Source organism: Burkholderia lata, from assembly GCF_902499335.1.
GTDB classification, from domain to species: Bacteria; Pseudomonadota; Gammaproteobacteria; order Burkholderiales; family Burkholderiaceae; genus Burkholderia; species Burkholderia lata_B.
Genome location: NZ_CABVQK010000004.1, coordinates 171,287 through 196,749, shown reverse-complemented (window position 1 = coordinate 196,749; position 25,463 = coordinate 171,287). Strand labels below are relative to the sequence as shown.

24 protein-coding genes are annotated in these 25,463 nt (G+C 68.3%); 17 read left to right on the top strand and 7 right to left on the bottom strand.

Annotation, left to right across the window (positions count from 1 at the left end; translation table 11 throughout):
- Positions 1-42 precede the first annotated feature (42 nt).
- The 3 genes from BCO18175_RS11465 to BCO18175_RS11455 form a co-directional block, all read right to left on the bottom strand.
- Positions 43-1,254 carry a winged helix-turn-helix domain-containing protein gene (locus BCO18175_RS11465; RefSeq protein WP_174980762.1) on the bottom strand — a complete coding sequence of 404 codons (1,212 nt, stop codon included), beginning with the start codon at positions 1,252-1,254 and terminating at the stop codon, positions 43-45.
- Positions 1,255-1,637: 383 nt separating this feature from the next.
- Complete coding sequence (locus BCO18175_RS11460) at positions 1,638-3,026, bottom strand: MFS transporter (protein WP_174915078.1); 1,389 nt, start codon at positions 3,024-3,026, stop codon at positions 1,638-1,640.
- A 26-nt stretch (positions 3,027-3,052) separates the two neighbouring features.
- The gene (locus BCO18175_RS11455; RefSeq protein ID WP_174980760.1) at positions 3,053-3,604 is read right to left on the bottom strand and encodes a darcynin family protein; all 552 of its coding nucleotides are present in this window, start codon (positions 3,602-3,604) and stop codon (positions 3,053-3,055) included.
- Between the two features lie 22 nt (positions 3,605-3,626).
- Between BCO18175_RS11455 and BCO18175_RS11450 the strand changes: the two genes are divergently transcribed.
- Positions 3,627-4,256, top strand: a complete 630-nt coding sequence (locus BCO18175_RS11450) for a TetR/AcrR family transcriptional regulator (RefSeq protein ID WP_174980758.1) — start codon at positions 3,627-3,629, stop codon at positions 4,254-4,256.
- 136 nt (positions 4,257-4,392) lie between these two features.
- The gene (gene treA, locus BCO18175_RS11445) at positions 4,393-6,144 is read left to right on the top strand and encodes an alpha,alpha-trehalase TreA (RefSeq protein ID WP_174980756.1); all 1,752 of its coding nucleotides are present in this window, start codon (positions 4,393-4,395) and stop codon (positions 6,142-6,144) included.
- Between the two features lie 104 nt (positions 6,145-6,248).
- On the opposite strand, the gene BCO18175_RS11440 is transcribed toward treA, so the two are convergent.
- The 3 genes from BCO18175_RS11440 to BCO18175_RS11430 all read right to left on the bottom strand — a co-directional run bounded on the left by BCO18175_RS11440 (position 6,249) and on the right by BCO18175_RS11430 (position 8,831).
- The gene (locus tag BCO18175_RS11440) at positions 6,249-7,733 is read right to left on the bottom strand and encodes a carbohydrate porin (protein WP_174980754.1); all 1,485 of its coding nucleotides are present in this window, start codon (positions 7,731-7,733) and stop codon (positions 6,249-6,251) included.
- A gap of 119 nt (positions 7,734-7,852) precedes the next feature.
- Positions 7,853-8,122, bottom strand: coding sequence for a hypothetical protein (locus BCO18175_RS11435; protein WP_174980752.1), 270 nt, complete (start codon positions 8,120-8,122; stop codon positions 7,853-7,855).
- A 487-nt stretch (positions 8,123-8,609) separates the two neighbouring features.
- On the bottom strand, positions 8,610-8,831 hold the full coding sequence (locus BCO18175_RS11430) for a hypothetical protein (RefSeq protein ID WP_174915072.1): 222 nt from the start codon (positions 8,829-8,831) through the stop codon (positions 8,610-8,612).
- Positions 8,832-9,192: 361 nt separating this feature from the next.
- On the opposite strand from BCO18175_RS11430, the gene BCO18175_RS11425 reads away from it, so the two are divergent.
- Both BCO18175_RS11425 and BCO18175_RS11420 read left to right on the top strand, forming a co-directional pair.
- On the top strand, positions 9,193-9,330 hold the full coding sequence (locus BCO18175_RS11425; protein ID WP_165765561.1) for a hypothetical protein: 138 nt from the start codon (positions 9,193-9,195) through the stop codon (positions 9,328-9,330).
- Positions 9,331-9,447: 117 nt separating this feature from the next.
- A complete protein-coding gene (locus BCO18175_RS11420) occupies positions 9,448-11,094 on the top strand; it encodes an NRAMP family divalent metal transporter (protein WP_174980750.1) in 1,647 nt (548 codons plus the stop codon).
- A 127-nt stretch (positions 11,095-11,221) separates the two neighbouring features.
- Here the strand turns inward: BCO18175_RS11420 and BCO18175_RS11415 are convergent, their stop codons facing one another.
- On the bottom strand, positions 11,222-12,127 hold the full coding sequence (locus BCO18175_RS11415; protein WP_174915069.1) for a helix-turn-helix transcriptional regulator: 906 nt from the start codon (positions 12,125-12,127) through the stop codon (positions 11,222-11,224).
- Positions 12,128-12,410: 283 nt separating this feature from the next.
- On the opposite strand from BCO18175_RS11415, the gene BCO18175_RS11410 reads away from it, so the two are divergent.
- From BCO18175_RS11410 to sctT, 13 genes are all read left to right on the top strand, one after another.
- Positions 12,411-13,259, top strand: coding sequence for a helix-turn-helix transcriptional regulator (locus tag BCO18175_RS11410; protein WP_174915068.1), 849 nt, complete (start codon positions 12,411-12,413; stop codon positions 13,257-13,259).
- A 234-nt stretch (positions 13,260-13,493) separates the two neighbouring features.
- The gene (gene sctV / locus BCO18175_RS11405) at positions 13,494-15,701 is read left to right on the top strand and encodes a type III secretion system export apparatus subunit SctV (RefSeq protein ID WP_174980748.1); all 2,208 of its coding nucleotides are present in this window, start codon (positions 13,494-13,496) and stop codon (positions 15,699-15,701) included.
- Complete coding sequence (sctS, locus tag BCO18175_RS11400; protein WP_152856901.1) at positions 15,698-15,976, top strand: type III secretion system export apparatus subunit SctS; 279 nt, start codon at positions 15,698-15,700, stop codon at positions 15,974-15,976. The genes sctV and sctS overlap by 4 nt, the downstream gene beginning before the upstream one ends.
- Positions 15,976-18,012: a type III secretion system outer membrane ring subunit SctC gene (gene sctC, locus BCO18175_RS11395; protein WP_174980746.1), complete on the top strand. Its 2,037-nt coding sequence runs from the start codon at positions 15,976-15,978 to the stop codon at positions 18,010-18,012. Before sctS ends, sctC begins: the two co-directional genes overlap by 1 nt.
- Complete coding sequence (gene sctD, locus BCO18175_RS11390) at positions 17,993-19,333, top strand: type III secretion system inner membrane ring subunit SctD (protein WP_174980743.1); 1,341 nt, start codon at positions 17,993-17,995, stop codon at positions 19,331-19,333. Before sctC ends, sctD begins: the two co-directional genes overlap by 20 nt.
- 141 nt (positions 19,334-19,474) lie before the next feature.
- The gene (locus tag BCO18175_RS11385; protein WP_059239740.1) at positions 19,475-19,687 is read left to right on the top strand and encodes a hypothetical protein; all 213 of its coding nucleotides are present in this window, start codon (positions 19,475-19,477) and stop codon (positions 19,685-19,687) included.
- A gap of 148 nt (positions 19,688-19,835) precedes the next feature.
- Positions 19,836-20,312: a hypothetical protein gene (locus tag BCO18175_RS11380; RefSeq protein WP_174980741.1), complete on the top strand. Its 477-nt coding sequence runs from the start codon at positions 19,836-19,838 to the stop codon at positions 20,310-20,312.
- 52 nt (positions 20,313-20,364) lie between these two features.
- Positions 20,365-21,234, top strand: a complete 870-nt coding sequence (gene sctJ, locus BCO18175_RS11375; protein WP_174915063.1) for a type III secretion system inner membrane ring lipoprotein SctJ — start codon at positions 20,365-20,367, stop codon at positions 21,232-21,234.
- Positions 21,231-21,980 carry a SctK family type III secretion system sorting platform protein gene (locus BCO18175_RS11370; RefSeq protein ID WP_174980739.1) on the top strand — a complete coding sequence of 250 codons (750 nt, stop codon included), beginning with the start codon at positions 21,231-21,233 and terminating at the stop codon, positions 21,978-21,980. The genes sctJ and BCO18175_RS11370 overlap by 4 nt, the downstream gene beginning before the upstream one ends.
- A complete protein-coding gene (gene sctL, locus BCO18175_RS11365; protein WP_174980737.1) occupies positions 21,962-22,591 on the top strand; it encodes a type III secretion system stator protein SctL in 630 nt (209 codons plus the stop codon). Before BCO18175_RS11370 ends, sctL begins: the two co-directional genes overlap by 19 nt.
- Positions 22,588-23,964 (top strand): type III secretion system ATPase SctN, encoded by a 1,377-nt coding sequence (gene sctN / locus BCO18175_RS11360; RefSeq protein ID WP_174973628.1) that lies wholly within the window; start codon positions 22,588-22,590, stop codon positions 23,962-23,964. Before sctL ends, sctN begins: the two co-directional genes overlap by 4 nt.
- Positions 23,957-24,658 (top strand): hypothetical protein, encoded by a 702-nt coding sequence (locus BCO18175_RS11355; protein WP_174980736.1) that lies wholly within the window; start codon positions 23,957-23,959, stop codon positions 24,656-24,658. The genes sctN and BCO18175_RS11355 overlap by 8 nt, the downstream gene beginning before the upstream one ends.
- Complete coding sequence (gene sctT / locus BCO18175_RS11350) at positions 24,652-25,461, top strand: type III secretion system export apparatus subunit SctT (RefSeq protein WP_174980735.1); 810 nt, start codon at positions 24,652-24,654, stop codon at positions 25,459-25,461. The genes BCO18175_RS11355 and sctT overlap by 7 nt, the downstream gene beginning before the upstream one ends.
- Positions 25,462-25,463: the final 2 nt, after the last annotated feature.

Genomic DNA, 25,463 nt, shown 5'->3' with positions numbered 1-25,463 from the left:
GGCGGCGCGTGGCGCCGCCGTGCCAGCCGGCTGCGTGAACGTCTACGCGCCGGCCAGCGCCTTCACCAATTCCGGCGGGGCCTGCCCGACCGTGACTTCCGGCGTGCCGTGCCACGCCGCGAGCTTCTTCACCGCCTTCGCGACATCGGCTGCGAGCCCCGTGCCGAACCGCACGCCCGGCTCGACATGCACGGCCTTCAGTTCGAACGTGCCGAGCGTGCGATGTGCCTTCGCGTCGATGCGCCCGACCAGCCGCCCGCGATGCAGTACGGGCAGGCAGAAATAGCCGTAACGCCGCTTGTGCCCGGGCGTATAGCATTCGATCGTGTAGTCGAAACCGAATAGCGTCGATGCACGCCGCCGGTCCCAGACGACCGGGTCGAACGGCGACAGCAGCGTCGTGACCGTCGAGCGCAGCGTGTCGGCCTCCGCGGCCGGCAGCAGCGCTTCGAGCGAGCGGTGCACGTAGGCCGGCTCCTTCCAGTCGTCGATTGCCACCGGAATCAGGTCGCCCGCGTCCGCGAGCTGCTCGAGCTCCGCGCGGTACGAACGTCGCGGCAGCCGATAGTAGTCGGCCACCCAGTCCGCACGCACCACACCGAGCGCGCGGCACGTGTAGTCGAGCAGCGCGGTCAGCACGGCGCTGCGCGGCGGCAGGTCGCGCGAGTCGTCCCAGTCGGGCAGCACGCGCTCGCGCACGTCGTACACGCGCTGGAAATTGCGGCGTTCCGACACCATCAGGTCGCCCGTCGTGAACAGCACTTCCAGATGCTGCTTCTCGGGCTTGCGATCCCACCAGCCGTTGCCTTTCACGCCATCCTCGCGGGAGAAATCGGCCGACCGCACGGGGCCCTCGGCGCGAATCCGCGCGAGCAGCCGCTCGATGTCGGGACGATTCTGCTCATGCCACTCGGCCGCGTACTTCCAGCCCATCCCCGACGGGTCGAGCATCTTGTAGCGCATCAGGCCGAACTGCTCGACCGGCAGGAAGCACGCTTCATGCGACCAGTATTCGAACAGGCGCGCTTCGGCGAGATGTTCGTCGAGCCACTGCGGCGAGAAATCGCCGAGACGGCTGAACAGCACGAGATACGGGCTGCGCGCGACGACGTGGATGGTATCGATCTGCAGCTGCGCCATCCGGCGGATCGTGTCGAGCACGTCGGATTTGGTCGCCTTGCGGCGGGGCGGCGTCAGCAGGCCCTGTGCGGCGAGATGCAGCGCGCGGGCGGCGGCGGTCGAGAGCGTAAGCATCGGAAGGGCGGCCGGGAGTGATGGTCGGGAACCACTTTAGCGCGAATGCGGAGCGCGCGTGCGACGTGCCGATGCACCGTGTCTGACAATGGTTGACAGACGCGTTTTGCAAGTTTCCCTATAGTGCAGTTCATGGCGCGACGATAAATACGCGCAACAATTTTGCTTCCGACGCACATATGTCAATGGCACGCAGGAAGTGAATCCGGGATTCTCAACCCCCATCGGGAGACCCGGAGCCCTGAGCGGACATCCATGCGGCTGTGCACCGGCCCCGTGTGGATGTCCGCTGATTTTTTTGTATTTTCCGGTTTGCTTCGCGGGCGGTTTGTCCTTTTGCCCGTTCTGCCCCTTTCGCTATTTCCCGCTCGTTTGCCTGATGGCTATTGCCGCTTGCCGCGCGCGACTTCGTCGCCGGCGCCGGGCGGCAGCCGCCGCGTGATCGGAATCGACGCGAGCGAGCACAGCCCGACCACGAGGAAAGCGGGCCAGAAATCCGACCACACCATCTTCTGATGACCTTGCAGCCAGTGCGAAATGTGCAGCACGAGGCCGGCCACGGTCACGCCCAGGCCGAGCGACATCTGCTGCACGACGCTGCCGAGGCTCGTCGCGCGGCCCGCGTCGCGCGGCGAGATGTCCGCGTAGATCATCGAGTTCAGGCTCGTGAACTGCAGCGCGGGGAAGATGCCGCCGACGAGCACGATCAGCCAGATCGCCCAGGTCGCCATGCCGGGATGGAACACGCCGTACGCGGCGATCGCGAGCCCCGCGAATGCCGCGTTGTAGATCAGCACCGTGCGGAAGCCGAAGCGGCGCAGCGTGTGGGTGGCCGTCGAGCGGCTCATCGCGCCGCCGAATGCGGACGCGCACGTGATGAGCCCCGAATGGAACGCGCTCATGCCGAGCCCTTCCTGCAGCGCGAGCGGCAGCAGGAACGGCACCGCGCCGAGGCCGATGCGGAACAGCGACCCGCCGACGACACTCGCGTGGTACGTCGGGATCTTCAGGAAGCTGAGGTCGAGCACCGGGCGCTCCTTGCGGCGCGCGTACGGAACGTAGAGCGCGAGCAGCGCGGTGCCGGCCACGCACATGACGAGCGCGTTCGAGCGCGACGTGAGCGAGCCGTCGATCAGCGTGAGGCCCATCAGCAGCAGCGCGGCGCCGCTGGCCGACAGCAGGAAGCCGAACCAGTCGAGCGGGCCCGGATCGGGTTCGCGCGTGTTCGCGATGTGCTTGCTCGCGAGGTAGATCCCGTAGATGCCGATCGGCACGTTGATGAAGAAGATCATCCGCCAGTGCAGGTAGGTCGTGATGAAGCCGCCGACCAGCGGCCCGACCGTGGGCCCGAACAGCGCGGGAATCGCGAGGTAGTTCATCGCGCGCACGAGATCCGAGCGCGGCACTGCGCGGAAGATGATGATGCGGCCGACGGGCACCATCATCGCGCCGCCGACGCCCTGGATGAAGCGCGCGAACGTGAGCACGCCGAGGGAATTGGATGCCGCGCACATCAGCGAGCCGACGACGAAGATGCCGATCGCGGTGCGGAACACGGAGCGTGCGCTGAAGCGGTCGGCCAGCCAGCCGCAGATCGGGATGAATACGCCGAGCCCGACCACGTAGGCCGTGATCGCGATGTTCAACGTGACGGGGCTGTGCCCGAAGTCCCTCGCCATCGCGGGGAGGGCGGTGACGATGATGTTCGCGTCGACGCTTTCCATGAACAACGCACAGGCAACGATGAGCGGTGCTAGAAAGACGGGCGACATGGGTTGGGCGCGCGGTAAAGACGCCATTATGCCCACAATGTGACCGTTGAGTCACGTACGACAACAGTTGTTCCGCATGTTGCAACAGTCGTCTTTGTTAGCGGGCGGCGCAGAAAGAACGACTGCGCAAACGCGGCGCCTGCATCGCGCCTGTATCCCGCGTGCGCCCGGACGGCAGGCAGCGCGGCCGCTTCGCCGTTGGCCGCATATACGTTCTCGACACCTGGCAGGATCTCGACGATGTCGAAGCAGCGATCCCGGAACGGCGTCTCGCGAAGCGTGTCGATCACGCGTTCGCATGCGTGGTGATCGTGCGCGTTTCCGATACACCCATCGGTCACGCGAGCCGAGTGGAACGCGGTGTCGTGGCAATGCAGCGATACGCGTTCGCCGTGAGTCTTGCGAATCGGCGCGATGTAGTCGCGCAGCGGCTGCAAGCGCTTCGGCACGGGGGAGCCGAGCCATTGTGGGTGCGTCTTCACGAGGATGAGGGCGGGCGGGGGCGCGGCTAGCAGGGGCACGCGGATTCCTTTTTGACAGAGTGGAAGGGCGTTTCTAGAATATGAGCGTTTGCTCATATTCGAAACTCGCATTCCAGCCATGTCCGAATCGTCCCCGCGAATCCCGCTGTCGCCCCGCAAGGCGCCGCGCCAGCGCCGCTCGGTGGCCACCGTCGACGCGCTCGTCGAGGCCGCCGCTCGCATTCTGGAGCGCGACGGCTTCGACGGCTACACGACGAACGCGGTCGCGGCGCTGGCCGGCGTGAGCATCGGTTCGCTCTATCAATACTTCCCGAATCGCGATGCGTTGACGGCCGCACTCGTCGAGCGCGAGAGTGCGCATCTGCTCGACGACGTCGAGCGGGCTGGCGCGCTGTCGTCATGCGACGACGTACTGCGCGCCCTGGTACGCGCGGCGGTCGCGCACCAGATGCGCCGTCCCGCGCTCGCGCGGCTGATCGATTTCGAGGAGGCGCGGCTGCCGCTCGGCGCGCGCACCGCACACGTCGCGGACAGCATCCACGCGACGCTGCTGCATGCGCTCACGCTGCGCGATGCGCCGCGCGTTGCTGCGCCCGACGTCGTCGCGCACGATCTGCTCGCGATCGTGAAAGGGATCGTCGATGCGGCGGGCGCGCGCGGCGAGACCGACGCGGATGCGCTCGACGCGCGTGCGTGGCGGGCCGTACGCGGTTATCTGCGCGAGTCGCGCGAATCGAAACTTGCTTGATGTGCACGTTTCGTGCGACAGTCGGACCCACTCGCAACACAAAACGACGCGTATCGATCGAGGGCCATCGAGACGAGCGCGTGCGCGAACGAGACCTCGTGCCGACCCACTCACCATCGAAAGGAGGGGACACGTCATGACGTCACGTCGTGCCGCATCGATTGCATCGCGCTTCTCGAGTCGCTTTTCAAGCCGCTTCTCATCCCGTCTCTCACCGCCTCTCACGCCACCCGCGCCGCGTCTTCGCTGGGCCGCAGCGCTGGCCGTCGCGTATCTCGCCGTTGCCGGCTGCGCCGCGCAGGCCGACAACGCGAACCAGGCCGCCGCGCAGGCGGCTGCCCAGTCGGCACCGCGCGCTACGGCCGCCGTTGCCGCCCCAGCGTCGGGCACGCTGCTGCCGCCGCCGAGCCAGCTCTACGGCGACCTGTTCGTCGCGGTGCAGACCGCGCAGATCTATCCCGACCAGAAAACCTTCGTCGACGCGACGCCTGATAGCGACCCCGCGACGATCGTGCAGTTGTATCAGCAACAGAAATCGCAGCCGGGCTTCTCGCTGAAGGCGTTCGTCGGCCAGCATTTCACGCCGCCCCCGGAGGGCGGCGTGACGCCGCCGCCGAACCAGACGCTGCGCCAGCACATCGACTGGCTGTGGCCGCAGCTCACGCGCACGAGCACGACGGTGCCGCCCTACAGCTCGCTGATCCCGCTGCCGAAGCCGTACGTCGTGCCGGGCGGCCGCTTCCGCGAAGGCTACTACTGGGATACCTATTTCACGATGCTCGGGCTGCAGGTATCGGGCCGCGAGGATCTCGTCGACAACATGCTCGACAACTTCGCCCATTTGATCGACACGATCGGGCACATCCCGAACGGCAACCGCACGTACTACGCGAGCCGCTCGCAGCCGCCGTTCTTTGCGTACATGGTCACGCTCGCCGCGCAGGCCGAAGGCGACAAGGTCTACCAGAAATACCTGCCGGCACTGCGCAAGGAGCATGCGTACTGGATGCAGGGCGAAACCACGACGCCGCGCGGGCAGGCCGCGCGCCATGTGGTCGCGATGCCCGACGGCGCGGTGCTGAACCGCTACTGGGATGCGAGCGATACGCCGCGCGACGAGTCGTATCTCGAGGACGTGACGACCGCGAAGTCGGCGGCGGGGCGTCCCGCGAACGAGGTCTACCGCGACCTGCGCGCGGGCGCCGAAAGCGGCTGGGACTACAGCTCGCGCTGGTTCGGCGACGGCAAGACGCTCGCGACGATCCGCACGACGTCGATCGTGCCGGTCGACCTGAACAGCCTGATGTTCCATCTCGAGACGACGATCGTGAAGGGCTGCACGGTCACGCGCGACATGGCATGCGTGACGGATTTTTCAGCGCGCGCGGCGCGGCGTGCGGCCGCGATCAACCGCTATCTGTGGAACCGCCGCGGCTACTACGGCGACTACGACTGGCAGCTGCGCAAGCCGCGCGACGCCGTGACGGCCGCTGCGCTGTATCCGTTGCTCGCGGGCGTGGCCTGGCCCGAGCGCGCGAAGGCGACTGCGCGCGAGGTACGCAAGACGCTGTTGCAGCCGGGCGGCCTCGCGACGACCACCGAGAACACCGGGCAGCAGTGGGATGCGCCGAACGGCTGGGCGCCGCTGCAGTGGATCGCGATCGACGGGCTGCGCCGCTATGGCGAACCGGCGCTCGCGAAGGACATCGGCACGCGCTTCCTGGCCGACGTGAAGCATGTGTATGCGACCGAAGGCAAGCTCGTCGAGAAGTACGTGGTCGAAGGCGCCGGCACGGGCGGCGGCGGTGGTGGTGAATATCCGCTGCAGGACGGTTTCGGCTGGACCAACGGTGTCACGCTGAAACTGCTCGGGCTATACGGCGAGTGACGCGCGGCAAGTGACGCGCGCCTGCACCGCAAGAGAATGCACGGGCCGGACCGTCGCACAAGCGGCCGTCCGGCCCGTGTCAGCATCCGGCTTGCTTTGGCGCGTCAGAACGTGATCGTCGTGCGCACGCCGACCACCGTTTCGTCGCCGATGCGCGCCCCGGCCGCGTTCGGGTTCGGGATGCCGCCGCCCGGACGGAAGAAGTGCTGCAGGTCGGCCTGCAGTTGCCACCACGGCGCGACCTGGTACTGGTACGTCGCCTCGACGACCGTTTCCGCGCGGCGCACCGGATAGCCGGGCGTCGTGTACACGCCGGTGTCGCCGTCGAGGCCGCGCGCATGCGAGCCGATCTTCGCGTAGCCGACCGCGATGCCTGCGACGTCGTTGTCGCGTCCCTTGAACGGCGCCTTCAGCGTCACGCCTGCGTTGGCCGCGAAATCGACGGTATTGCGATCGCCCGGCGCGCCCATCACGCGCGCGAACACGTTGACCGAGCGCGGGCTGTCGGCCGACGGCCGCCATACCATCTGGTCCGCGACCGCATAGAACGAGTAGTTGCCGCGATGGGTGGCGGCAATGCCGTTGCTGTCCGGATTCGCGAGCGACAGGCCGTCGGTGCCGTAGCGCGGGTCGTTCGCATGTTGCGACTGATACCAGAAGCCGAGCTTGTACGTACCCGGCAGGCCGGCGGGCTGCGGCGCCTTCGGATCGGCGGGCGGCGCGTTCAGCGCGTACTGCACTTCGCCGATCACGAATGTGCCGCTGCGCAGGTTGAAGTTCGTGCCGTGCGCGTTCAGCACCTGCGCATCGCCGTCGCTGCGGCCGGCCGGGTTGCCGTCGAACACGCCGACCATCGCGGTCCACGCATCGGACGGCTTCACGCGCAGCCGCACGCCGAGCGACGACAGCGGATACGCGGGGCCGCCGGCCGGCAGGTCGGTCGACGGCAGTACGGGCCAGCCGAACGTGGCGTTCATGAACGTTGCCGCGTTCTGGCTCACCATGAATTCCTGGTCGACGCTCTGCTGGCCGACCTTCACGTCGACCTTGCCGTCGAGCAGCGACTGCTGGTACCAGAGTTCCCACAGGCGCGTGGTCGAATTCGCCTCGATGCCGGTCGCGGTCTGCAGCGTTTGCAGATAGCGCTGCGTGAGGTTGGTGCCGTGAATCTGCAGCGCCGACACGTTGAACGTGCCGCCCGGCAGGCCGACCGCCTTGCCCGTGTCGACGTTGAAACCGAATTGCGTGAGCCCCTGGTACGCGCCGCCGCGATTCGTGCCGCCCGACGTGTTGTACAGGTACTCGCTGGTTTCCTGCAGGCTCAGCGTGATGCCGTGATCGCCGAGCTTGTCGCGCAGGCCGCCCATGTTGCCGAGCAGGTTCGAACGCTCCCAGAAGCCGGTGGGGGCGGGCGCGGCAGCATCGGCGGCCTGTTGTGCGGGAGCGGCGGCGTCGCTGGCGCCGGCCGCCGGTTCGGCTGCTGCCGACGACGCTTGCGCGAACGCCGGCGCGGCGGCGAGCGACAGCAGCAGCGTGGCGAGCGCATTGACGCGGACCTGGCGCGGGACGGGTTCGAGGTAGTTCTTCATGTGGGTTCCGTTGGCGGTTTGATTAGTTGGGCTGAAGAAACGAAAACGTGATACGGGATGCGCGGCAAGACGATCGCGCGGCGGCACCTGGCGCGTGATGCTGCCGCGCGACGCGGGATTTACGGCAGCCAGCCGCCAATGCGCCACACCTGCGCGAAGCCGAGGCGCGGCGCGGCCGAGCACAGCAGCGCGACGAGCGCGACCGCGGCTGCCATCACGGCGAGCAGCAGGCAGTCGAGCGGCCGGGGCGCTGCCGGCACGTGGGCGAGCGCCGTGCCGCGCCAGTTGGTGAACGCGTGGGCGAGCGGCGAGAGGCCGGAAACGAATGAGCGGTCGCATGCGAGATGCACGATGCGCTTGAGTCTGACCGCGAACGATTGAAGAAACATGACGCTGCCTCCGTCCGGTCCGGCTCGGGCCGGACGACGTGATCGAGCGCGGGCGCGTGACGCGGCCTGCGATCGGAGGGTGGAACGTAATGGAGCGTGCAACGGACGAACCGGCGATGGCCGGCCCGGAAGGAAGCGCGCTAACCCGACGAATGCGAGCTAGCGGCGTAAGACATGCGTCTGGCTGCTATCTCGCGATGGCTTGGCCGGCCTGGACCGGCATCGAACTGCAACTAGAGCATGTGTCCACGGAGGGACTCCCTTGATGAATTGCGGCGGATTGTATTCGTGTCGTTTGCTGCAGCGCAAGTAAAAAACGCATAAAAAGCGAGGCGCGTTGCACGAGCGCCGCGACGGCCCGTTCCGGCGCGGGACGGGTGGCGGTTGAACGTGGCGGGAGGCGTCCCCCCGTTGTTCATACGCATCGATCACCGGCTGCACCGCGTGCCCTGAAAGGTTGCGCCGCGTGTTTTCAAGGGCAAATCTTTCAGTGCCGCAAGGCAGGAAATTTATTTCGAGAAATGGGGTTGGGAGGGGTTGACTTCACTTTCGGGCCGTCCATAGAATCCGCCATCTTCACTCTTGGGGCCGCCGCCTTGGACGCCTGCAGTAGTCGATCTTCGAACGAAATTTCCGCCTGAGCGACCGACGTCCGCGCCTCATCGAAGCCGCCGTTTGTCTCCCAGGCAAACGGTGCGCGCAGCAGCATTCCGCAGCAAATTCCTACGTGCACCCTGATTCGCGCCGGTTAGCGTGATGCGTTTTCGCATGCGCCGTCCGGTTTCACCGCCGCCTGGCTGGCGGCCGCGTTCGCGCATGCCTTTTCCGGGCTCGCGAATGCCGGCCCGCACGCCTGACGGCGGTCAACCGTGTTTTCCGGAACACCGCACAGGAGCCGCCATGAACGACAGTGACAGTTGTCCCTTATGCCCGTTGCACACACAGACCCTTTTGAACCCGGGTCGCAGGGACAATCCGGCCGACTAGCCTGACACGTCGTTCAGGCCCCGGACTGGCCCCGCGCCCAATACGCGGCCGGCACGCCTGCCGTCGCCGCACGGAGCCAGACCATGAACTTCGGCCTTCTGCTGTCGAATCTCCCGCACGTCACGGAATCGCGCAACCACTACGACGCGATGCTGACGCTCGACGCCCGTCCGCGGGTGTTCTCCCGCCTGTTGAACCAGCTGAAATCGTTGATCCGCTGAAAAGAAGCGCCGAGCGCGCCTCGGCATGCGCACGCGTGGCCGCCATCGAGCGGCCGCCCCGCGCGCATTCCAAGGTCACACGCTCATCAGATAACCCTTAGCCGTACGGAATAAATCATGTCCACGCCATCCAACGTTTCTCCACCGATCGCCGTCGAACGCAGCGCCGTGCTCGACGAAGCCCACCTGGGCGACATTCGCGGCGCGCTCGGTACGATCTCGCGTCACGACACCGGTGCACGCGGCACGTGGTGGGCGCGTCTGCGCACGCTGCTTGCAATCATCGGCCCGGGCCTCATCGTGATGGTCGGCGACAACGACGCCGGCGCATTCGGCACTTATACGCAGGCCGGCCAGAACTACGGCACGACGCTGCTGTGGACGCTGCTGCTGCTCGTGCCCGTGCTGTACGTGAACCAGGAAATGGTGCTGCGCCTTGGCGCGGTGACGGGCGTCGGCCATGCCCGCCTGATCTTCGAGCGCTTCGGCAAGTTCTGGGGCGCGTTCAGCGTGATCGACCTGTTCCTGCTCAATGCGCTCACCATCGTCACCGAGTTCATCGGCATCACGTTCGTGCTGGATTTCTTCGGGCTGCCGAAGGTGGCCGGCGTGTGCGTGGCCGCGGCGTTGACGATGGCCGCGGTGAGTACCGGGGATTTCAGGCGCTTCGAGCGGTTCGCGATCGGGCTGTGCTTGCTGAGCCTGCTGCTCGTGCCCGTGCTCGTGTCGATCCATCCGCCGGTGGCGCAGATCACGCGCGATTTCTTCGTGCCGAACTGGCCCGCGCACGCGAAGCTGTCGGACGTGATGCTGCTCGTGATCGGCATCGTCGGCACGACCGTCGCGCCATGGCAGCTGTTCTTCCAGCAGAGCTACGTGATCGACAAGCGCATCACGCCGCGCTTCATGAAGTATGAAAAGGCGGACCTGTGGATCGGCATCGCCTTCGTGCTGGTGGGCGCGGTCGCGATGATCGCGTTCTCCGCGCAACTGTTCGCGGGTCATCCGGAATTCGGCAACTTCACCGACGCCGGCGGCATCATCGCAGGCCTCGAAAAGTATTCGGGCCGCACGAGCGCGACGCTGTTCGCGGTGGCGCTGCTCGACGCGTGCATCATCGGCGCGGCGGCCGTGTCGCTGTCGACCGCCTATGCGATCGGCGACGTGTTCAAGATCCGTCACTCGCTGCACCGTAACGTGTCGGACGCGAAGGGCTTCTATCTCGTCTACTTCGGCATCGTCGCGGCCGCCGCCGCGCTGGTGCTGATCCCGGGCAGCCCGCTGGGCCTGCTGACGGAAGCCGTGCAGACGCTCGCGGGCGTGCTGCTGCCGAGCGCGACCGTGTTCCTGCTGCTGCTCTGCAACGACAAGCAGGTGCTCGGCCCGTGGATCAACTCGACGAAGCTCAACGTGTTCACGGGCGCGGTGATCTGGGTGCTCGTGATGCTGTCGATCATCCTGACCGCATCGGTGATGTACCCGGATATCAGCGGCGAAGCAATCCTCGACGTGCTGGTGGGCGGCAGCGTGCTCGCGATCGTCGGCTATCTCGCGACGGTGCTGATCCGCCGCAACAAGCGTGTCGTCGAACCGGGCGTCGACCGTTCGCAACGCGACACGTGGCGCATGCCGCCGCTCGAGACGCTCGAGCCGCAGAAGATGACGCTGACGACGCGCGTGTGGATGGCCGTGCTGCGCGGCTATCTCGTGATCGCGGTCGGTCTCGTGATCGTCAAGGTGGTGCAGATGACGCTGCTGAAGTAACGCAGGTCGTCTTCCAGGAAGCGGCGCCGGACCCGGCACCGCGCCGCAACCCGCACATGCCGGCCTCCGTGGCCGGCATGTGCGTTTACGCGTCCGCTTGCGGCACGCCGCATGCGCCGCGCGGCCGTCAGATCAGCTCGAGCTTCGACGTCAGGTACGTGAGCTGGATCCGGTTCGCGACGCCGAAGCGCTTGCGCAGCTTGCGCAGGTGATAGTCGACGTTGTGCGCACTCGTGTCGAGGCGCCGGCCGATCTCCTTGTCTGAGGCGCCTTCGGCGATGCCGAGCAGCAGTTCCTGCTCGAACGGCGTGAGCCCGTTCACCGCGCGCTCGCGCGACGTCGAGATCAGCTGCGGCGACGCGAACTTGTGTACCGACAGCCCGATCGACAGCGCCTGCTCGATCGTCGCCGGCGTGATCCATTCGCGTGTGCGGCGCGGCGCGGTGAAGCTCATGAACGCGTGCAGCCGCGTGCCGGGCACGGCCATCGAATACATGATGCCGCTGCACATCCCGTCGTCCTGCATCGTCTGCAGGAAGCCGTCGAGCGCGGCCGGCGTCACGTGCGGGCCATCATCGCGCTCGCGATGTTCGCGGCGCAACTGCTGCAGGTCCCACACGATCGGCATGTTGCATACGCGCGCGCCGAGCGTGCGCGGATCGATGTCGTGGTGGTTGTGCCGCACGTAGTCGCCGCGATAGGTGGCCGGCGTGAAGGCTTCGTGCAGGTACAGGCTTTCGACCCGCTCGCGCGCGAATTCGAGCGCGAAGTACGCGAACGTCGAGAAGCCCGTCAGATGCAGCAGGCTCGTGACGATCCGGTTGCGCTCGGCCGTGCTCTGCGCGTGCGCGAGCGTATCGGCGACGCCGAGCTTCGGCGCGTGCGGCTGCGCGACGTCGCCGCGCTTCACGTCGTCACACCAGACGACCTGCACGGCACGCTCCCGCAGCGCATCCGCGCATGCGTTCAACCCGCGTGACGGGCGGGAATAGGTTGGGGCGACCGCTTCTTCATGCAATGCAATATCGGACATGAGCCATCCCTCGGAATCGACGCGCATCGCCTGGCGGTGGCCGTATCGTGTACGGCATTCGCGGCGGTGCGATCGAGCATCGTTTTGATATGGGCCGATCGTCATCCCTGACGAAACGCGGGGGCATTGTACAAAAATGCTTGTATCCGCGTAATATGCCGTAATACTAATTGCGGCGAAAGGTTCATATTCGCACGCATATAACGACGACCAGAAAATCATAAAGAAAAGACCAGATCGTGACGGGGCGCAGTTTCACATATTGGGAAAGGGCGGGCTCCTCATGACACATGCTGACGGCGCACCACGCGTCGAATGGTTCTCACAAGCCGATATAACGGCTGCTGCCGCTTATTCGAGCGAATATCAGGCAATCGAGCGCGACGTTTTTACCGGGCTCCAAATTACGCCCGGTAAATCCGACTTCGCACCGGTCGATTTCGCGCAATGCCATGCGCGATTACGGCAAATCGGATTCAGCACGCTCGGTTACGGCGCGTACGAAATGATCGGGCGGCGCATCCTGTGCGCGCACCTGCTGCGCGATCTCGCACCGGCGACGTTCATGCAGCCGTTCATCGAAGGCATGCTCTACGAAAGCGACCCGCGCTTCGCGCAGGTGCGGCAGAGCGGCTTTCCGGTCGCGTGGCGGCTCGACGAGATCGAAGCGGCCGCGCAGGGCAGCGGCGACCGCAAGGTGCTGGCGCTTGCCGGCCATCTGCGCGCGCACGCGATGAACAGCGGTGTGATCTTCGGCCTGTCGGCGCCGCGCCTCGACCTGCGTGTCGCGGTGAACGTGACGTCGGAGACGCACGGCACCGACTGGATCGACGATCGCGTGATCGGCGGCGCGCTGTCGGTCAGCCTCGCCGTGCATCGCGTCGCGCTGCCGTTCCTCGAGGCGCGCATCGCGCGCATGCGCGGCTTCGCCCTCGGCGACGAGCAGCAGCAGGTGCTCGACCGGCTCGTGCACGGGCTGTCCGACCAGGAGATCGCGAGCGCATTGCGCACGTCGCTGCACAAGGTCGGCCACCACATCCGCTCGCTCGAAAAACTCTTCAACGTGCAGAATCGCGCGCAGCTCGCATACCTCGCCGCGCGGCGGATGCCGTCCGACCTGACGTCCGCCTGACGCGCGCGCCGGCGGCCCGGCGCGCGATGGAAGCGGTTCCGGCGGCGCGTGCCAGAACGTGCCGCCGGGTTTCGTAGTCCGATTCGATCGTCGCCGGAAAACGCGCTTTCACGCTACGAGGCGCGTCCCTTTTTCCGTCGTTCCCCGTCGCTACACTCGTCCCATTCAACGGTCCGTGCGACATGGGGCAGGGTTGCCCGTACCAGCCGGCAATAACGACAGGACAACGGCACGATGGCAGAACCGAAGGCGCTCCCCCGCGACTGGCAGCGGTTGTTTTCCGCTGGCCGCGGCGTGTCCGGACGGCGTCTCGGGGGCGCGTCGCCGCGCGCCGACCTGTTCCTCGCGACGTTCATCGTCGCGGTCGTCGCGCTGTTCATCCTGCCGCTGCCGCAGGCCGCGCTCGACGGAATGATCTCGCTGAATCTCGCCGCGAGCGTCGTGTTGCTGACGGTGTCGACCTACGTGCCGTCGGCGGTCAGCTTCTCGTCGTTTCCCGCGCTGCTGCTGTTCACGACGCTGTTCCGGCTCGCGCTGAACATCGCGTCGTGCAAGCTGATCCTGCTGCACGCGAACGCGGGCCACGTGATCGACGCGTTCGGGCGGCTCGTGGTGGGCAACAACGTCGTGGTGGGCGGCGTGGTGTTCCTCGTGATCGCGGTCGTGCAGTTCATCGTGATCGCGAAGGGCTCGGAGCGGGTGGCCGAGGTCGGCGCGCGCTTCTCGCTCGATGCGATGCCGGGCAAGCAGATGAGCATCGACGCGGACTTGCGCGCGGGCATCGTCAGCGCCGACGAAGCGCGCGAACGCCGCGAGAAGCTCGAGCAGGAATCGCAGATGCACGGCGCGATGGACGGCGCGATGAAGTTCGTGAAGGGCGACGCGATCGCAGGCCTCGTGATCGCGTTCATCAACATCGTCGCGGGGATCGCGGTCGGCACGCTGATGCACGGAATGGATATCGGCGATGCGCTGCAACGTTACGCGATCCTGACGGTCGGCGACGGGATGGCGTCGCAGATCCCGTCGCTGCTCGTGTCGATCGCGGCCGGCATCGTGACGACGCGTGTCGCGACGCGCGATGCGCGGCAGCGCCAGCTCGGCGAACAGCTCGGCGAGCAACTGGGCGCGCATCCGCGCGCATTGCTGATCGCGGCGTTCGTGCTGAGCGGGTTCCTCGTCGTGCCCGGCTTTCCGAAATGGTCGTTCGCGCTGATCGCGCTCGGCCTCGGCGCGTTTGCGTTCTCGCAGCTCAGGCGCAAGACGGCCGCGCCGAGCTTCAATCTGATTCATGTCGCGGGGCGCGTCGGTGCGGCCGACGACGGCCAGCCCGCGAAGGTGTCGCATGCGGCCGGCGTCACGTCGCTGATCGCTGTGTCGCTGTCCGACGACCTGCGCACGAGCCTGAACCTGGCGCACCTGCAGGCCGCGCTGTCGAGCGCGAAGGCGCGTGTCGACGCGGACATCGGCACGGTGTTCCCGCGCATCACGCTGAACGACGATGAAGGCGCGGCGGCCGGCACGTACCGGATCTACCTGCAGGACGTGCTCGCCGCGCAAGGCGCGCTGAAGCCGGGCTGGCTGCTGTGGGACGGCGTCGCGCCGCTGCCCGAGCGCGCGGAGCGCCAGCCGGCCGAAGCGTTCGGCCCGTTTGCGACCGCGCTGTGGATCAAGCCCGACGGCGCCGCGCCCGACGGCAAGTGGCTGTCGAGCGAAAGCGCGCTCGCCGCGCACGTCGAGCAGATCGTGCGCCAGCATGCGGACGAGTTGCTCGGCATCCAGGAGACGCAGGCGCTCGTGCATCTGGTGCGCCGCGATCACCCGGAGCTCGTCGGCGAACTGACGCGGCTCGTGCCGCTGCAGCGCGTGACCGAGGTGTTGCGCCGGCTGCTGGCGGAACAGGTGCCGATCCGCAATTTGCGCGTGATCTTCGAGAGCCTGATCACCTGGGCGCCGAACGAACCCGACGACGTGATCGCGCTGGTCGAACTCGTGCGTGTCGACCTGCGCCGGATGATCACCGACCGCCATGCGGGCACGACGCGTCAGCTGAGGGTCGTGCTGTTCGAGCAGAACCTGCAGGAGCGGATCGAGAGTGCGGTGATGCGCACGAAGCAGGGGAATTTCCTCGCGCTGTCGAGCGCGGTCAAGCAGGACATCGGCGAGCAGGTGCGCGCGATCGTGCAGGCCGCGCAGGCGGCCGGCCCCGGCGGCCACGGCACTGCGCAGGGCGCCGCGCGGCTCGCGGTGATGGTTGCGCTCGGCGCGCGCCGCTATGTGAAGACGATCCTGCAGCCGGTGCTGCCCGAACTCGCGGTGCTGTCGTACCAGGAGGTCGAGGAGGACGTGCAACTGCACACGGTCGGCTGGGTCAAGAACCCGCCGGACGACGGGACGGTCGGCGCGGGCGCCGACGTGCGCGTGCCGGGAGCCGTGCAATGACCAGCTCGACGATCCTCGACCTGACGCGCCAGGCGCTGATGCTCGTGCTGCTGCTGTCGCTGCCGATCGTGCTGATCGCCACCGTGACCGGCCTCATCGTCGCGATCCTGCAGGCCGTCACGCAGGTGCAGGACGCCAATATCGGCATCGCGGTGCGGCTGATCGCCGTGATGGTCGCCCTCGTGCTGCTGTCGGGCTGGCTCGGCGGCGAAGTGCTGCGCTTTGCGCAGCAGGCGCTGGAACGCATGTTCGTTTCTTCCACAGGAGTCCTTTGATGCGTCGACGCGTCGCCTCGATCCGGTTTCAACCGCGCAGCCTGCAACGGGCCGCGCTTGCCGTGTGCGCGACCGCGCTGCTCGCGGCATCGCTGTGCATGGCGCCCGCGCAGCCCGCGCGCGCCGCGGACCTGCGCTGGCGCAACAAGCCGTTCACGATCGTCGCGAACGGCAAGAAGATCGGCGACTTCATCCGCGAGCTCGCGTCGTCGCAGGGGGTGACGGCGGTGGTCGACCCGAAGGTCGACGGCGTGATCAGCGGCCGCTTCTCCGGTACGCCGCAGCAGACGCTCGAAACGATCTGCTCGACCTACGGGCTGACCTGGTACTACGACGGCTCGTTCCTGTACGTCGATCCGGCCGATCAGTCGCAGACGCAGATGATCCCGATCCCGCCGAATGCATCCGGAGAAATCGGCCGCGCGCTGCAGGCGATGCAGATCCCCGACAAGCGCTACACGCTGGTGATCAACGACCGCGCGAACAGCGTGTACGTGGCCGGCCCGCGCCGCTACGTCGAGCTCGTGCGGCAGGCGGTGGGCTCGGTCGGAGACCCGTCGGCGAACGGCGCGCACGCGGATATCCGCGCGTTCCGGCTCAAGTACGGCTGGGCGTCGGATTTCACGATCAACCGCTCCGGCAAGGAAGTGACGGTGCCGGGCGTCGCGACGATCCTGCGGCGGCTGTTCGGCAAGATGGGCGACACGACCGCGGCGCCGTCGAGCCCGTCGCTCGGGCAGGCCGCGCGCCAGGTGAAGCTCGGCTCGGGGCTGACGATCGCGGTGCCGCGCCTCGATTTCCCCGATATCTCCGGCGGCCCGCGTTCGGGCGGCTATTCCGGCGACGGCAGCATGGGCGGCGGGTTCTCGCCGTTCTCGAACAGCGGCGGCGACACGCTGCCGCAGATCGTCGCCGACCCGGCGATCAACGCGGTGATCGTGCGCGACCTGCCGGAGAACATGTACCGCTACCAGTCGCTGATCAACCAGCTCGACGAGCGGCCGCGCATCGTCGAGATCAACGTGACGATCATCGACATCAACGAGGATTCGCTCGACAGCCTCGGGATCGACTGGCGCCTGCACACGACGCACGGCGACGTGCAGATCGGCAATGGCCAGAACCCGCTGAACGGCAACACGCAGTACAACGGCGTCGGCAATCCGCCGCTGACGTTCGGGATCGGCACGTCGGAAACCGGGCAGACGGGTACCTTCATGCCGACCGGCATCGCGTTGACCGCGTCGATCGGCGGGTCGCTGCGCAACTACCTGCTCACGCGCGTGAACGCGCTCGCGCAGAAGGGGCAGGCGCAACTGCGATCGAAGCCGAAGGTGCTCGCGCTCGACAACACCGAGGCGATCCTCGAGAACCTCACGCAGTTCTACGTGCAGGTGCCGGGCTACCAGGATTCGTCGCTGTACAGCGTGACGACCGGCACGAGCATCAAGGTGACGCCGATGATCGTCGACGAGGCGATCCGCAACGCGGCCGCCGTCTCCGGAAATCCGCAGAGCGTGATGATGTCGATCGATATCCAGGACGGCAACATCGTGCCGGGGCAGGCCGTGTCGAACGTGCCGGTGATCCAGCAGCGCAACATCGTCACCAAGACGATGATCGACGAAGGCAAGAGCCTGCTGATCGCGGGCTTCAACGACGACGAGGTGAGGCTGAACAAGAGCGGCGTGCCCTGGCTGTCCGACATTCCGCTGATCGGCAACCTGTTCAAGTACACCGACAAGTCGGGCAACCACATGGAGCGGTTCTACCTGTTGACGCCGCGCGTGGTGACGACCGCGTCGATGTATGCGCCCGACGGCTCGCCGGTGAACCCGGGCGCCGACGGGCCGGCCAATCCGGAAGGGATGTCGATGTACCGGCCGCCGGACAACGACGTCGCGGTGCCGCTGACGCCGAAGCCGCTGCCCGGCACGAAGTTCGGGCCGCCCGCGTTGCCGCCGCCGTCGATTTCGGCGTCGCAGCCGGCGGCGACGACCGCAGGAGTCACCACGCATGTCGACGACCATCATTGATCCGCACGGCGACGGCGCATTGCCCGGCGGCGCGGGAGGCGGCACGGCCGCGCCCGCGTCGCCGTGGAACCTGTGCTTCCTGAGCGGGCCGATGTACGGCCGCACGATGTCGCTCGCGCGCGGCGCGAACTGGGTCGGCACCGCGGCCGACTGCGAGGTGATCCTGCCCGATCGCGAGATCGGTGCGAAACAGGTGTGCCTGCAGGTCGGTGCGCTCGCGGTGACCGTGCAGAATCACGGCGGCGACGCCGGTGCACCGGTGCTGTTCAACGACGAGCCGCTCGGCGCGGGCCGCCGCTCGCTGACGCCGCATGACGTCGTGACGGTCGGCTCGATCCGGCTCGGCATTGCGCGGCACGCGCAGGCAAGCGTCGCGCTGCCGGATGAAGCCGGCGCGCCGGACCCTGCGCGCGAGGCCGCGTGGCTCGGCTGGCTCGCGGGCGGGCTGCGCCGCCTCGGCAGCCGGCGGCTCGTGATCGCGCTGGTCGCGCTGTGGCTCGGCGTGCTGCTCGGCGCGCTCGGCTACGGCTTCGTCACCTGGTCGGGGCGCCTGCCGTGGCAGCACGAATCGGTGCTCGCGCGCACGCACCGGCTGCAGCAACTGCTGCGCGCGTACCCGGAGCTGGCCGTCGCGCCGCGCGACGACGGCGTGATCGTGTCGGGCTACGTGAGCGATCCGGCCGCGCGCGAACGCGTCGCGCAGATCGTCTCGGGTGTCGACAACGCGGCGCTCGGCAATATCTATGTGGTCAGCGACCTGGTTGCGACCGCGCAGACCTATTTCAGCGACACGGCATTGACCGTCGCGTATCTCGGCCGCGGCCGGATCGAGGTGGCCGGCGCGGCCGCGCGCGCGCAGATCGAGCCGCGTATCCGCAACTACATGAAGGATGCGCGTCCGGCGCTCGAAGTGGTCGATCACGTGCGCGACGCCGATCCGGCTGCGCCGCGCACGGCGACGACGCTCGGCGGGATGGCCGGGATACCGGAGATCACGACCGTGTTCGCCGGGGACGGCGACCAGCGTTACATCGAGACGGCCGACGGCAGCCGCTATTTCGAGGGCGCGCGGCTGAAGGAGGGCGCGACGGTCGTGTCGATCGGCCCGGACGAAGTCGTGTTCGAGCGCAACGGCCAGCGGATCACGATGCCGCTCGGCGGACCGCAGGCGAACGCGCCCGAGCAGGTACCGGCGCCGCCCGTGGCGCCGCTCGCGAGCGGCGCGGCGGCCGGGATCGCGCAGCCGGTGCCGACGCTGTTGCCGGATGGTTCGGCGGCCGATGCTGCGGCGGCACGCGCATCGAAGGAGGCGGCGCACTAGCGCCGCGACAGGTCATGCGCATCGCGCGGCGCGCGGTGCGCGCATTACGCGGGGCGTCGCGAGCGTGCGGCGGCTCACGTCGACGGCGGAGCATGGGGCTCCCGTCGCCAGGTGGATGACGTTCACGTAAAGGAGCGCAACATGGGTACGCAGGCAACAGGTGGTGCAACCAACACGAACCAGGTCCAGCAGCAGGCGGACGACCTGACCAAGACGCAGCTCGAACTGACGAAGATCAACTTCCAGGTCCAGCAGTCGACCGCGACGTTCGAAACCAGCAACGCGGTAACCGCGCAGGAGGGGACGGCGAACGCCCAGGTCGCGCAACACCTGAGCTCGGCCGGCCGCGCATGACGCCGGCCGCCGGCCACGCCGCGTGCCGCCGTGCGCCGGGCCTGCCCGCGAAGGGCGCCCGGTGGCGGCTGTGCGCGTGCCGGCCGGCCCGTTCCGGGCGGGCCCGACCGGTCCGGTCCGGCGCCTGCTTTTCGAGGAGGACATGGACATGTCAGTGACAGGCGTAGGCGCGGCGGCGCCGGGTGCGGCCGCGCTCGCGGGAGCCGCGCAGCAAACGGGCGCGGCGTCCGATCCGGCGCAGGTGCGCCAGTTCGATGCGCTGATGCAGCCGGGCGCATCGCCGGCCGCGCCACCGTCTTCGTCGGGCGTCGCGATGTCGCGCGCACCGGCGGATGCGGCGCCGGCCGTGCAGATGACGCCCGCGCAGGTGAACCAGTCGTCGCTCGTCGAGCGGTTGCGCACCTACGGCAACGATCTCGACGCGCGGTACGCGAACATCGACAAGCATCGCAGCGAGATGCTGACGTCGATGGCCGACAGCCGCAGCGATCCGATGATGACGATGGTGAAGGCGATGGATTTTCAGTGGACGGCGACCACCACGATTTCGGAATACCAGTTGAGCCTGTCGGTCGCGCAGGCGGCGAACGGCTTCACGCACACGGTGCTGAAGACGCAGGAGTGATGGCGTGTGCGCGTGCCGCACACGGCCGCGCTCACACGGAAGCGGACAAACGATGACGACGATCGATTCGACGCCGCGCGCGCATGCGTGGCGCAGCCGGGCGGCGCGCGCGCTGCTCGCGGGGCTGCTCGTGCTGCTGGCCGGGTGCCAGAAGGAGCTGTACTCGGGCCTGTCGGAGCGCGATGCGAACCAGATGGTCGCGGTGCTCGGCGATGCGGGCATCAGCGCGTCGAAGGACAACGACGCGCGCGACACGTCGGACCGCAACGCGTGGCTCGTCAGCGTCGCGGACGGCGACATGCAGTCGGCGCTCACGGTGCTGCAGGCGAACGGGTTGCCGAAGCCGAGCTACGCGAGCCTCGGCGAGCTGTTCCAGAAGCAGGGCCTGGTATCGACGCCGGCCGAGGAGCGCGTGCGCTACCTGTACGGCGTGTCGCAGGACCTGTCGCGCACGCTGCAGGACATCGAGGGCGTGGTCGTCGCGCGCGTGCAGGTCGTGATTCCGGAGAACGATCCGCTCGCGGACAAGATCAAGCCGTCGTCCGCGGCCGTGTATATCCGCTACCGGCCCGGCGTCGACCTGCGCGCGATGGCGCCGATGGTCAAGGATCTCGTCGCGCACAGCATCGAAGGGCTGCAGTACGACAACGTGTCGCTGTTCCTGCAGCCGGCCGCCGCGCGCGCGACGCGCGTGGACGGGATCGGCAGCGCGGTGACCGACATCGTGCGGCTGCGCTCGCCGCTCGGCTGGCTGGTGTTCGCGCTGATCCTGCTGACCTGCGCGGTGATCGCGCTGTCGGCGGCGCGGCGCGGGATGTTCGGCGCACGGCTCGCGGGCCTGCTCGGCGCATCGCGCGCGGGGCACGGTACGGCCGGTTCCGGCGGCCTGCGCACGCCGGACGGCGCGCGCGACGGCGCATGAGCGATCCGCACGCGCCGCTGCCGGGCGACGGGCCCGCCGCATCCGACGCGGCGCCGCTGCCGTGGCTGCAGCCGCTCGGGCCGCCGCCCGCGGCACGCCGTGCCGCGTTTCATGCGCTCGTCTGCGACTTCAACCTGCGGCCCGACCGCTATCTGCACGTGACGCGCGTGCCGGCCGACTGGCCCGCGCGCTACCGTTCGCCGGATGCGTTCGGCGCGGCCGGCCGCAAGCTGCTTGCGCGGCACCTGCTCGAGGCGAACGGCGTGGCCGGCCGGCACGACTTCGACGTGGCGAACCCGTGCGCGCGGCTCGCGCTGCTACCGGGCGCGGCGCTCGAGCAGCTGGCCGCGTATGCGGGGCTCCTGCTGCATCGCACCTGGCTGCGCGATGCGCTGGCCGCGCGGCGCATCCGCGCCGAAGTGGCGGCGAAGCTCGGCGCCGACGCACTGGAACTCGCGCTCGAACGCGCGCCGGAATTCGGTGCGCTCGCCGAAACGCTCGAGCCGTGGCGCGCCGATCCCGCTGCGTTGCCTGCCGTGATTCGCGCGCGTGGCGGGCGGCTGCTGGCGGATTTCATCGGCGTGGCGGGCGACGCGGTCGCGCGGCGCACGCGCCTGAAATTCCACCGCGCGATCGACGACGAAGCGCCGTACTGGCTGAACCGCGCACAGCGCGACCAGTTCGGCGAACTGATGTTCCTGTTTCTGATTCCCGAGAGGCTTGCGTCATGGGACTGGCTTTTCTAATCACGAGCGACAACCTGCAACTCCTGTCGGAGCGCAAGGTGCTCAAGGAGCGCGAATACGCGGCGCTGCTCGACGCGTCCGCGGTGATCGCCACCGCGCGCGACGAGGCTGCGCGCATCGTCGCCGACGCGCAGCGCGAATTCGACAAGCGCCAGGCGGCCGGCTACGACGAAGGGATGCGCCGCGCGCAGCGCGAGCAGGCCGCGCAGGCTTATACGCAGGCGCTCGCCTCGGCGCGCACGATGGAGACGATGAAGGATGCGATGGCCGACATCGTCGTGAAAGCCGTGCGCGCGATCGTCGGCGAGATGAGCACGAAGACGCTGTACGAGGCCGCGCTCGCACGGATCGCGCCGCTCGTGCGCGACGAGGCGTTCCTGATCGTGCGGATCGCGCCCGGCCGCAAGGACGAAATGCGCGAAGCGCTCGACGGCGCATTCGCCGGGCAGTCGAACCGGCAGAAGATCCGCATCGTCGAGGACGCGCAGCTCGAACGCCACGCGTGCACGGTCGAGACGCCGTCCGGACGCATCGACGCGAGCCTCGACCTGCAGATCGACGCACTGCGCCAGGCGATCCGCCGCGATGCGCTGAAGGGTGCCGCGCGATGAACGCACCGCTCGACGATACGCAGCCGTTCGGCGACGACGACGGCGCGCCGTTCGATCGCGGCCGCCTCGTCGGCGAACTCGACGCGGGGCTCGCGTTCTTCTCGCCGGTGTCGGTGCAGGGCCGCGTCAATCACGCGGTCGGGCAGATCCTGAATGCGACGGGCATCCGGGCGCGCCTCGGGGAAATCTGCGAGCTGCGCACGCCGAACCAGCCGACGCTGCTCGCCGAAGTGGTCGGCTTCTCGCGGCAGACGACGCTGCTCACGCCGCTCGGCGACGTGGCGGGCCTGTCGCCCGAGACGACCGTCGTGCCGTCCGGGCGCGAGCATGTGTTTCCGGTGGGAGAAGGGCTGTTCGGCCGCGTGCTCGACGGGCTCGGCCGGCCGCTCGACGATCGCGGGCCGGTGGCGGGCGCCGCGTGGGTGTCGACGCAGCAGGACCCGCCGAATCCACTTGCGCGCAAGATGATCGACACACCGTTTCCGACCGGCGTGCGCGTGATCGACGGCCTGATGACGCTCGGCATCGGGCAGCGCGTCGGCATCTTCGCGCCGTCCGGCGTCGGCAAGAGCACGCTGCTCGGCATGATCGCGCGCGGCGCGCAGGCCGACGTGAACGTGATTGCGCTCGTGGGCGAACGCGGCCGCGAGGTGCGCGAATTCATCGAGCACAGCCTGTCGCCCGAGGTGCGCGCGCGTTCGATCGTCGTCGTGTCGACGTCCGATCGCCCGGCGATGGAGCGCGTGAAATCCGCGCTGGTCGCCACCGCGATCGCCGAACATTTCCGCGATGCGGGCAAGCGCGTGCTGCTGCTGGTCGATTCGCTCACGCGCTTCGCGCGCGCGCAGCGCGAGGTCGGCCTCGCGAGCGGCGAGCCGCCGACGCGGCGCAGTTTCCCGCCGTCGACGTTCGCGGTGCTGCCGCGCCTGCTCGAGCGCGCGGGGCAGGGCGCGCGCGGCTCGATCACCGCGCTCTACACGGTGCTCGTCGAAGGCGACGAGGAATCGGACCCGATCGCCGAGGAAGTGCGCTCGATTCTCGACGGCCATATCGTGCTGTCGCGCAAGATCGCGCTCGCGAACCGCTATCCGGCGATCGACGTGCTCGCGAGCCTGTCGCGGGTGATGCCGCTCGTCGCGAGCCGCGCGCACCAGCATGCGGCCGCGCGCGTGCGCGAGCTGATCGCGAAGTACCAGGAGATCGAGCTGCTCGTGCAGATTGGCGAATATCGCGAAGGCAGCGACCGGCTCGGCGATCTCGCGCTGCGTGCACGCGACGCGATCGGTGCGTTCTGTGCACAGGCGTCGGACGAGGACGTGCGCTTCGACACGCTGCTCGCGAAGCTGACGAAGCTGGCGAACGATCATGTCTGAAGCCGACGACCGCCTCGTGCTTGCGACGCTCGCACGCCTGAAGCGCGTGCGCGAGATGCGCAGCCAGATCGCACGCGTCGCGGCCGCGCGCCAGCAGGGCATCGCCGTGCAGAGCCGGCGCACGCTCGACGCCGCGCACGCGCAGCTTGCGCAGCAGGTCGCCGCGAAGGCCGCGATCCAGACGCGGCTTGCCGACGACGTGCGCGAGGCGCGCGCGCTGCAGAACGCGGCAGCCGACACGCGCACGTTCGACCGGCATATCGGCACCGCGAACGCGTCGGTGAACGAGGCCGCGCACGTGCATCGCGGCCACGAAGCGACGCTCGCCGACCTGCAGCGCGCCGCGCGCAAGGCGCAGGCCGCCGAGGACAAGCTCGGGAAGGCCGGCGAGAAGGCGCTGCATGCGCGCGCCGCGCGGGTCGAGCGCGATGCCGATGAAGTCGCGGACGGCTATGCGGTGCGACGCTTCGCGACGGCCGGCGCATGGGCGGCCACGGCTGCCGACGCGTCCGGCCACGGGGAGGCCTCGTCCGAGGCAACGCTGGCATTCGATGCGGAGATGACCACGCCGCCGGCCGACACGCAAGCCGATCCGGACGACGCGGCCGCTTCCGCCGCCGATGGCGACGCTCCCCGCGACTCCGACGATCCCCCCGACATCGCATCGCCCGCCGCCGTGGAGCGCCGATGCTAGACCCGGCCTCGGGCTTCAACGACGTCGCGGGCATGCTGCGGCCGCTGCTCTACGTGATGCCGCGCCTGTTGCCGATCATGTTCGTCGTGCCGGTATTCAACGAGCAGATCGTCACGGGCCTCGTGCGCAACGGGATCGCCGTCGTGATCGCCGCGTTCGTCGCGCCGGCGATCGACGCCGCGCAGGTGGCCGCGCTGCCGTTCCTGATGTGGTGCCTGCTCGTCGCGAAGGAGGCGATGGTCGGCATGTTGCTCGCGGGCGCGTTCAGCGCGGTGCTGTTCGCAATCCAGGGCGTCGGCTACCTGATCGACTTCCAGACCGGCAGCGGCAGCGCCGCGTTCTTCGATCCGATGGGCGGGCATGAGGGCGGCCCGACGTCGGGATTCCTCAACTTCGTCGCGATCGCGCTGTTCGTCACCGCGGGCGGGCTGCAGGTGCTCGTGCAGCTGTTTGCGCAGTCGTATGCGTGGTGGCCGATCGGCTCGCTCGGCCCCGATTTCTCGTCGATGCTGCAGACCTTCGTCGTGCGCCAGACCGACACGATCTTCGAATGGATGGTGAAGCTCGCCGCGCCGGTGACGATCGTGCTGGTGCTCGTCGAGCTCGGCGTCGGCCTCGTGGGGCGCGCGGTGCCGCAGCTCAACATCTTCGTGTTCTCGCAGCCGCTGAAGAGCGCGCTCGCGCTGCTGATGATGGTGCTGTTCCTGCCGGCGGTGTACGCGTCGCTGCATGCGCTGCTGAGCCCCGACAGCGGGCTGATGGCGTTGCTGCGCGCGCTGTTCGCCGCGCACGGCGGCGCGTGAGC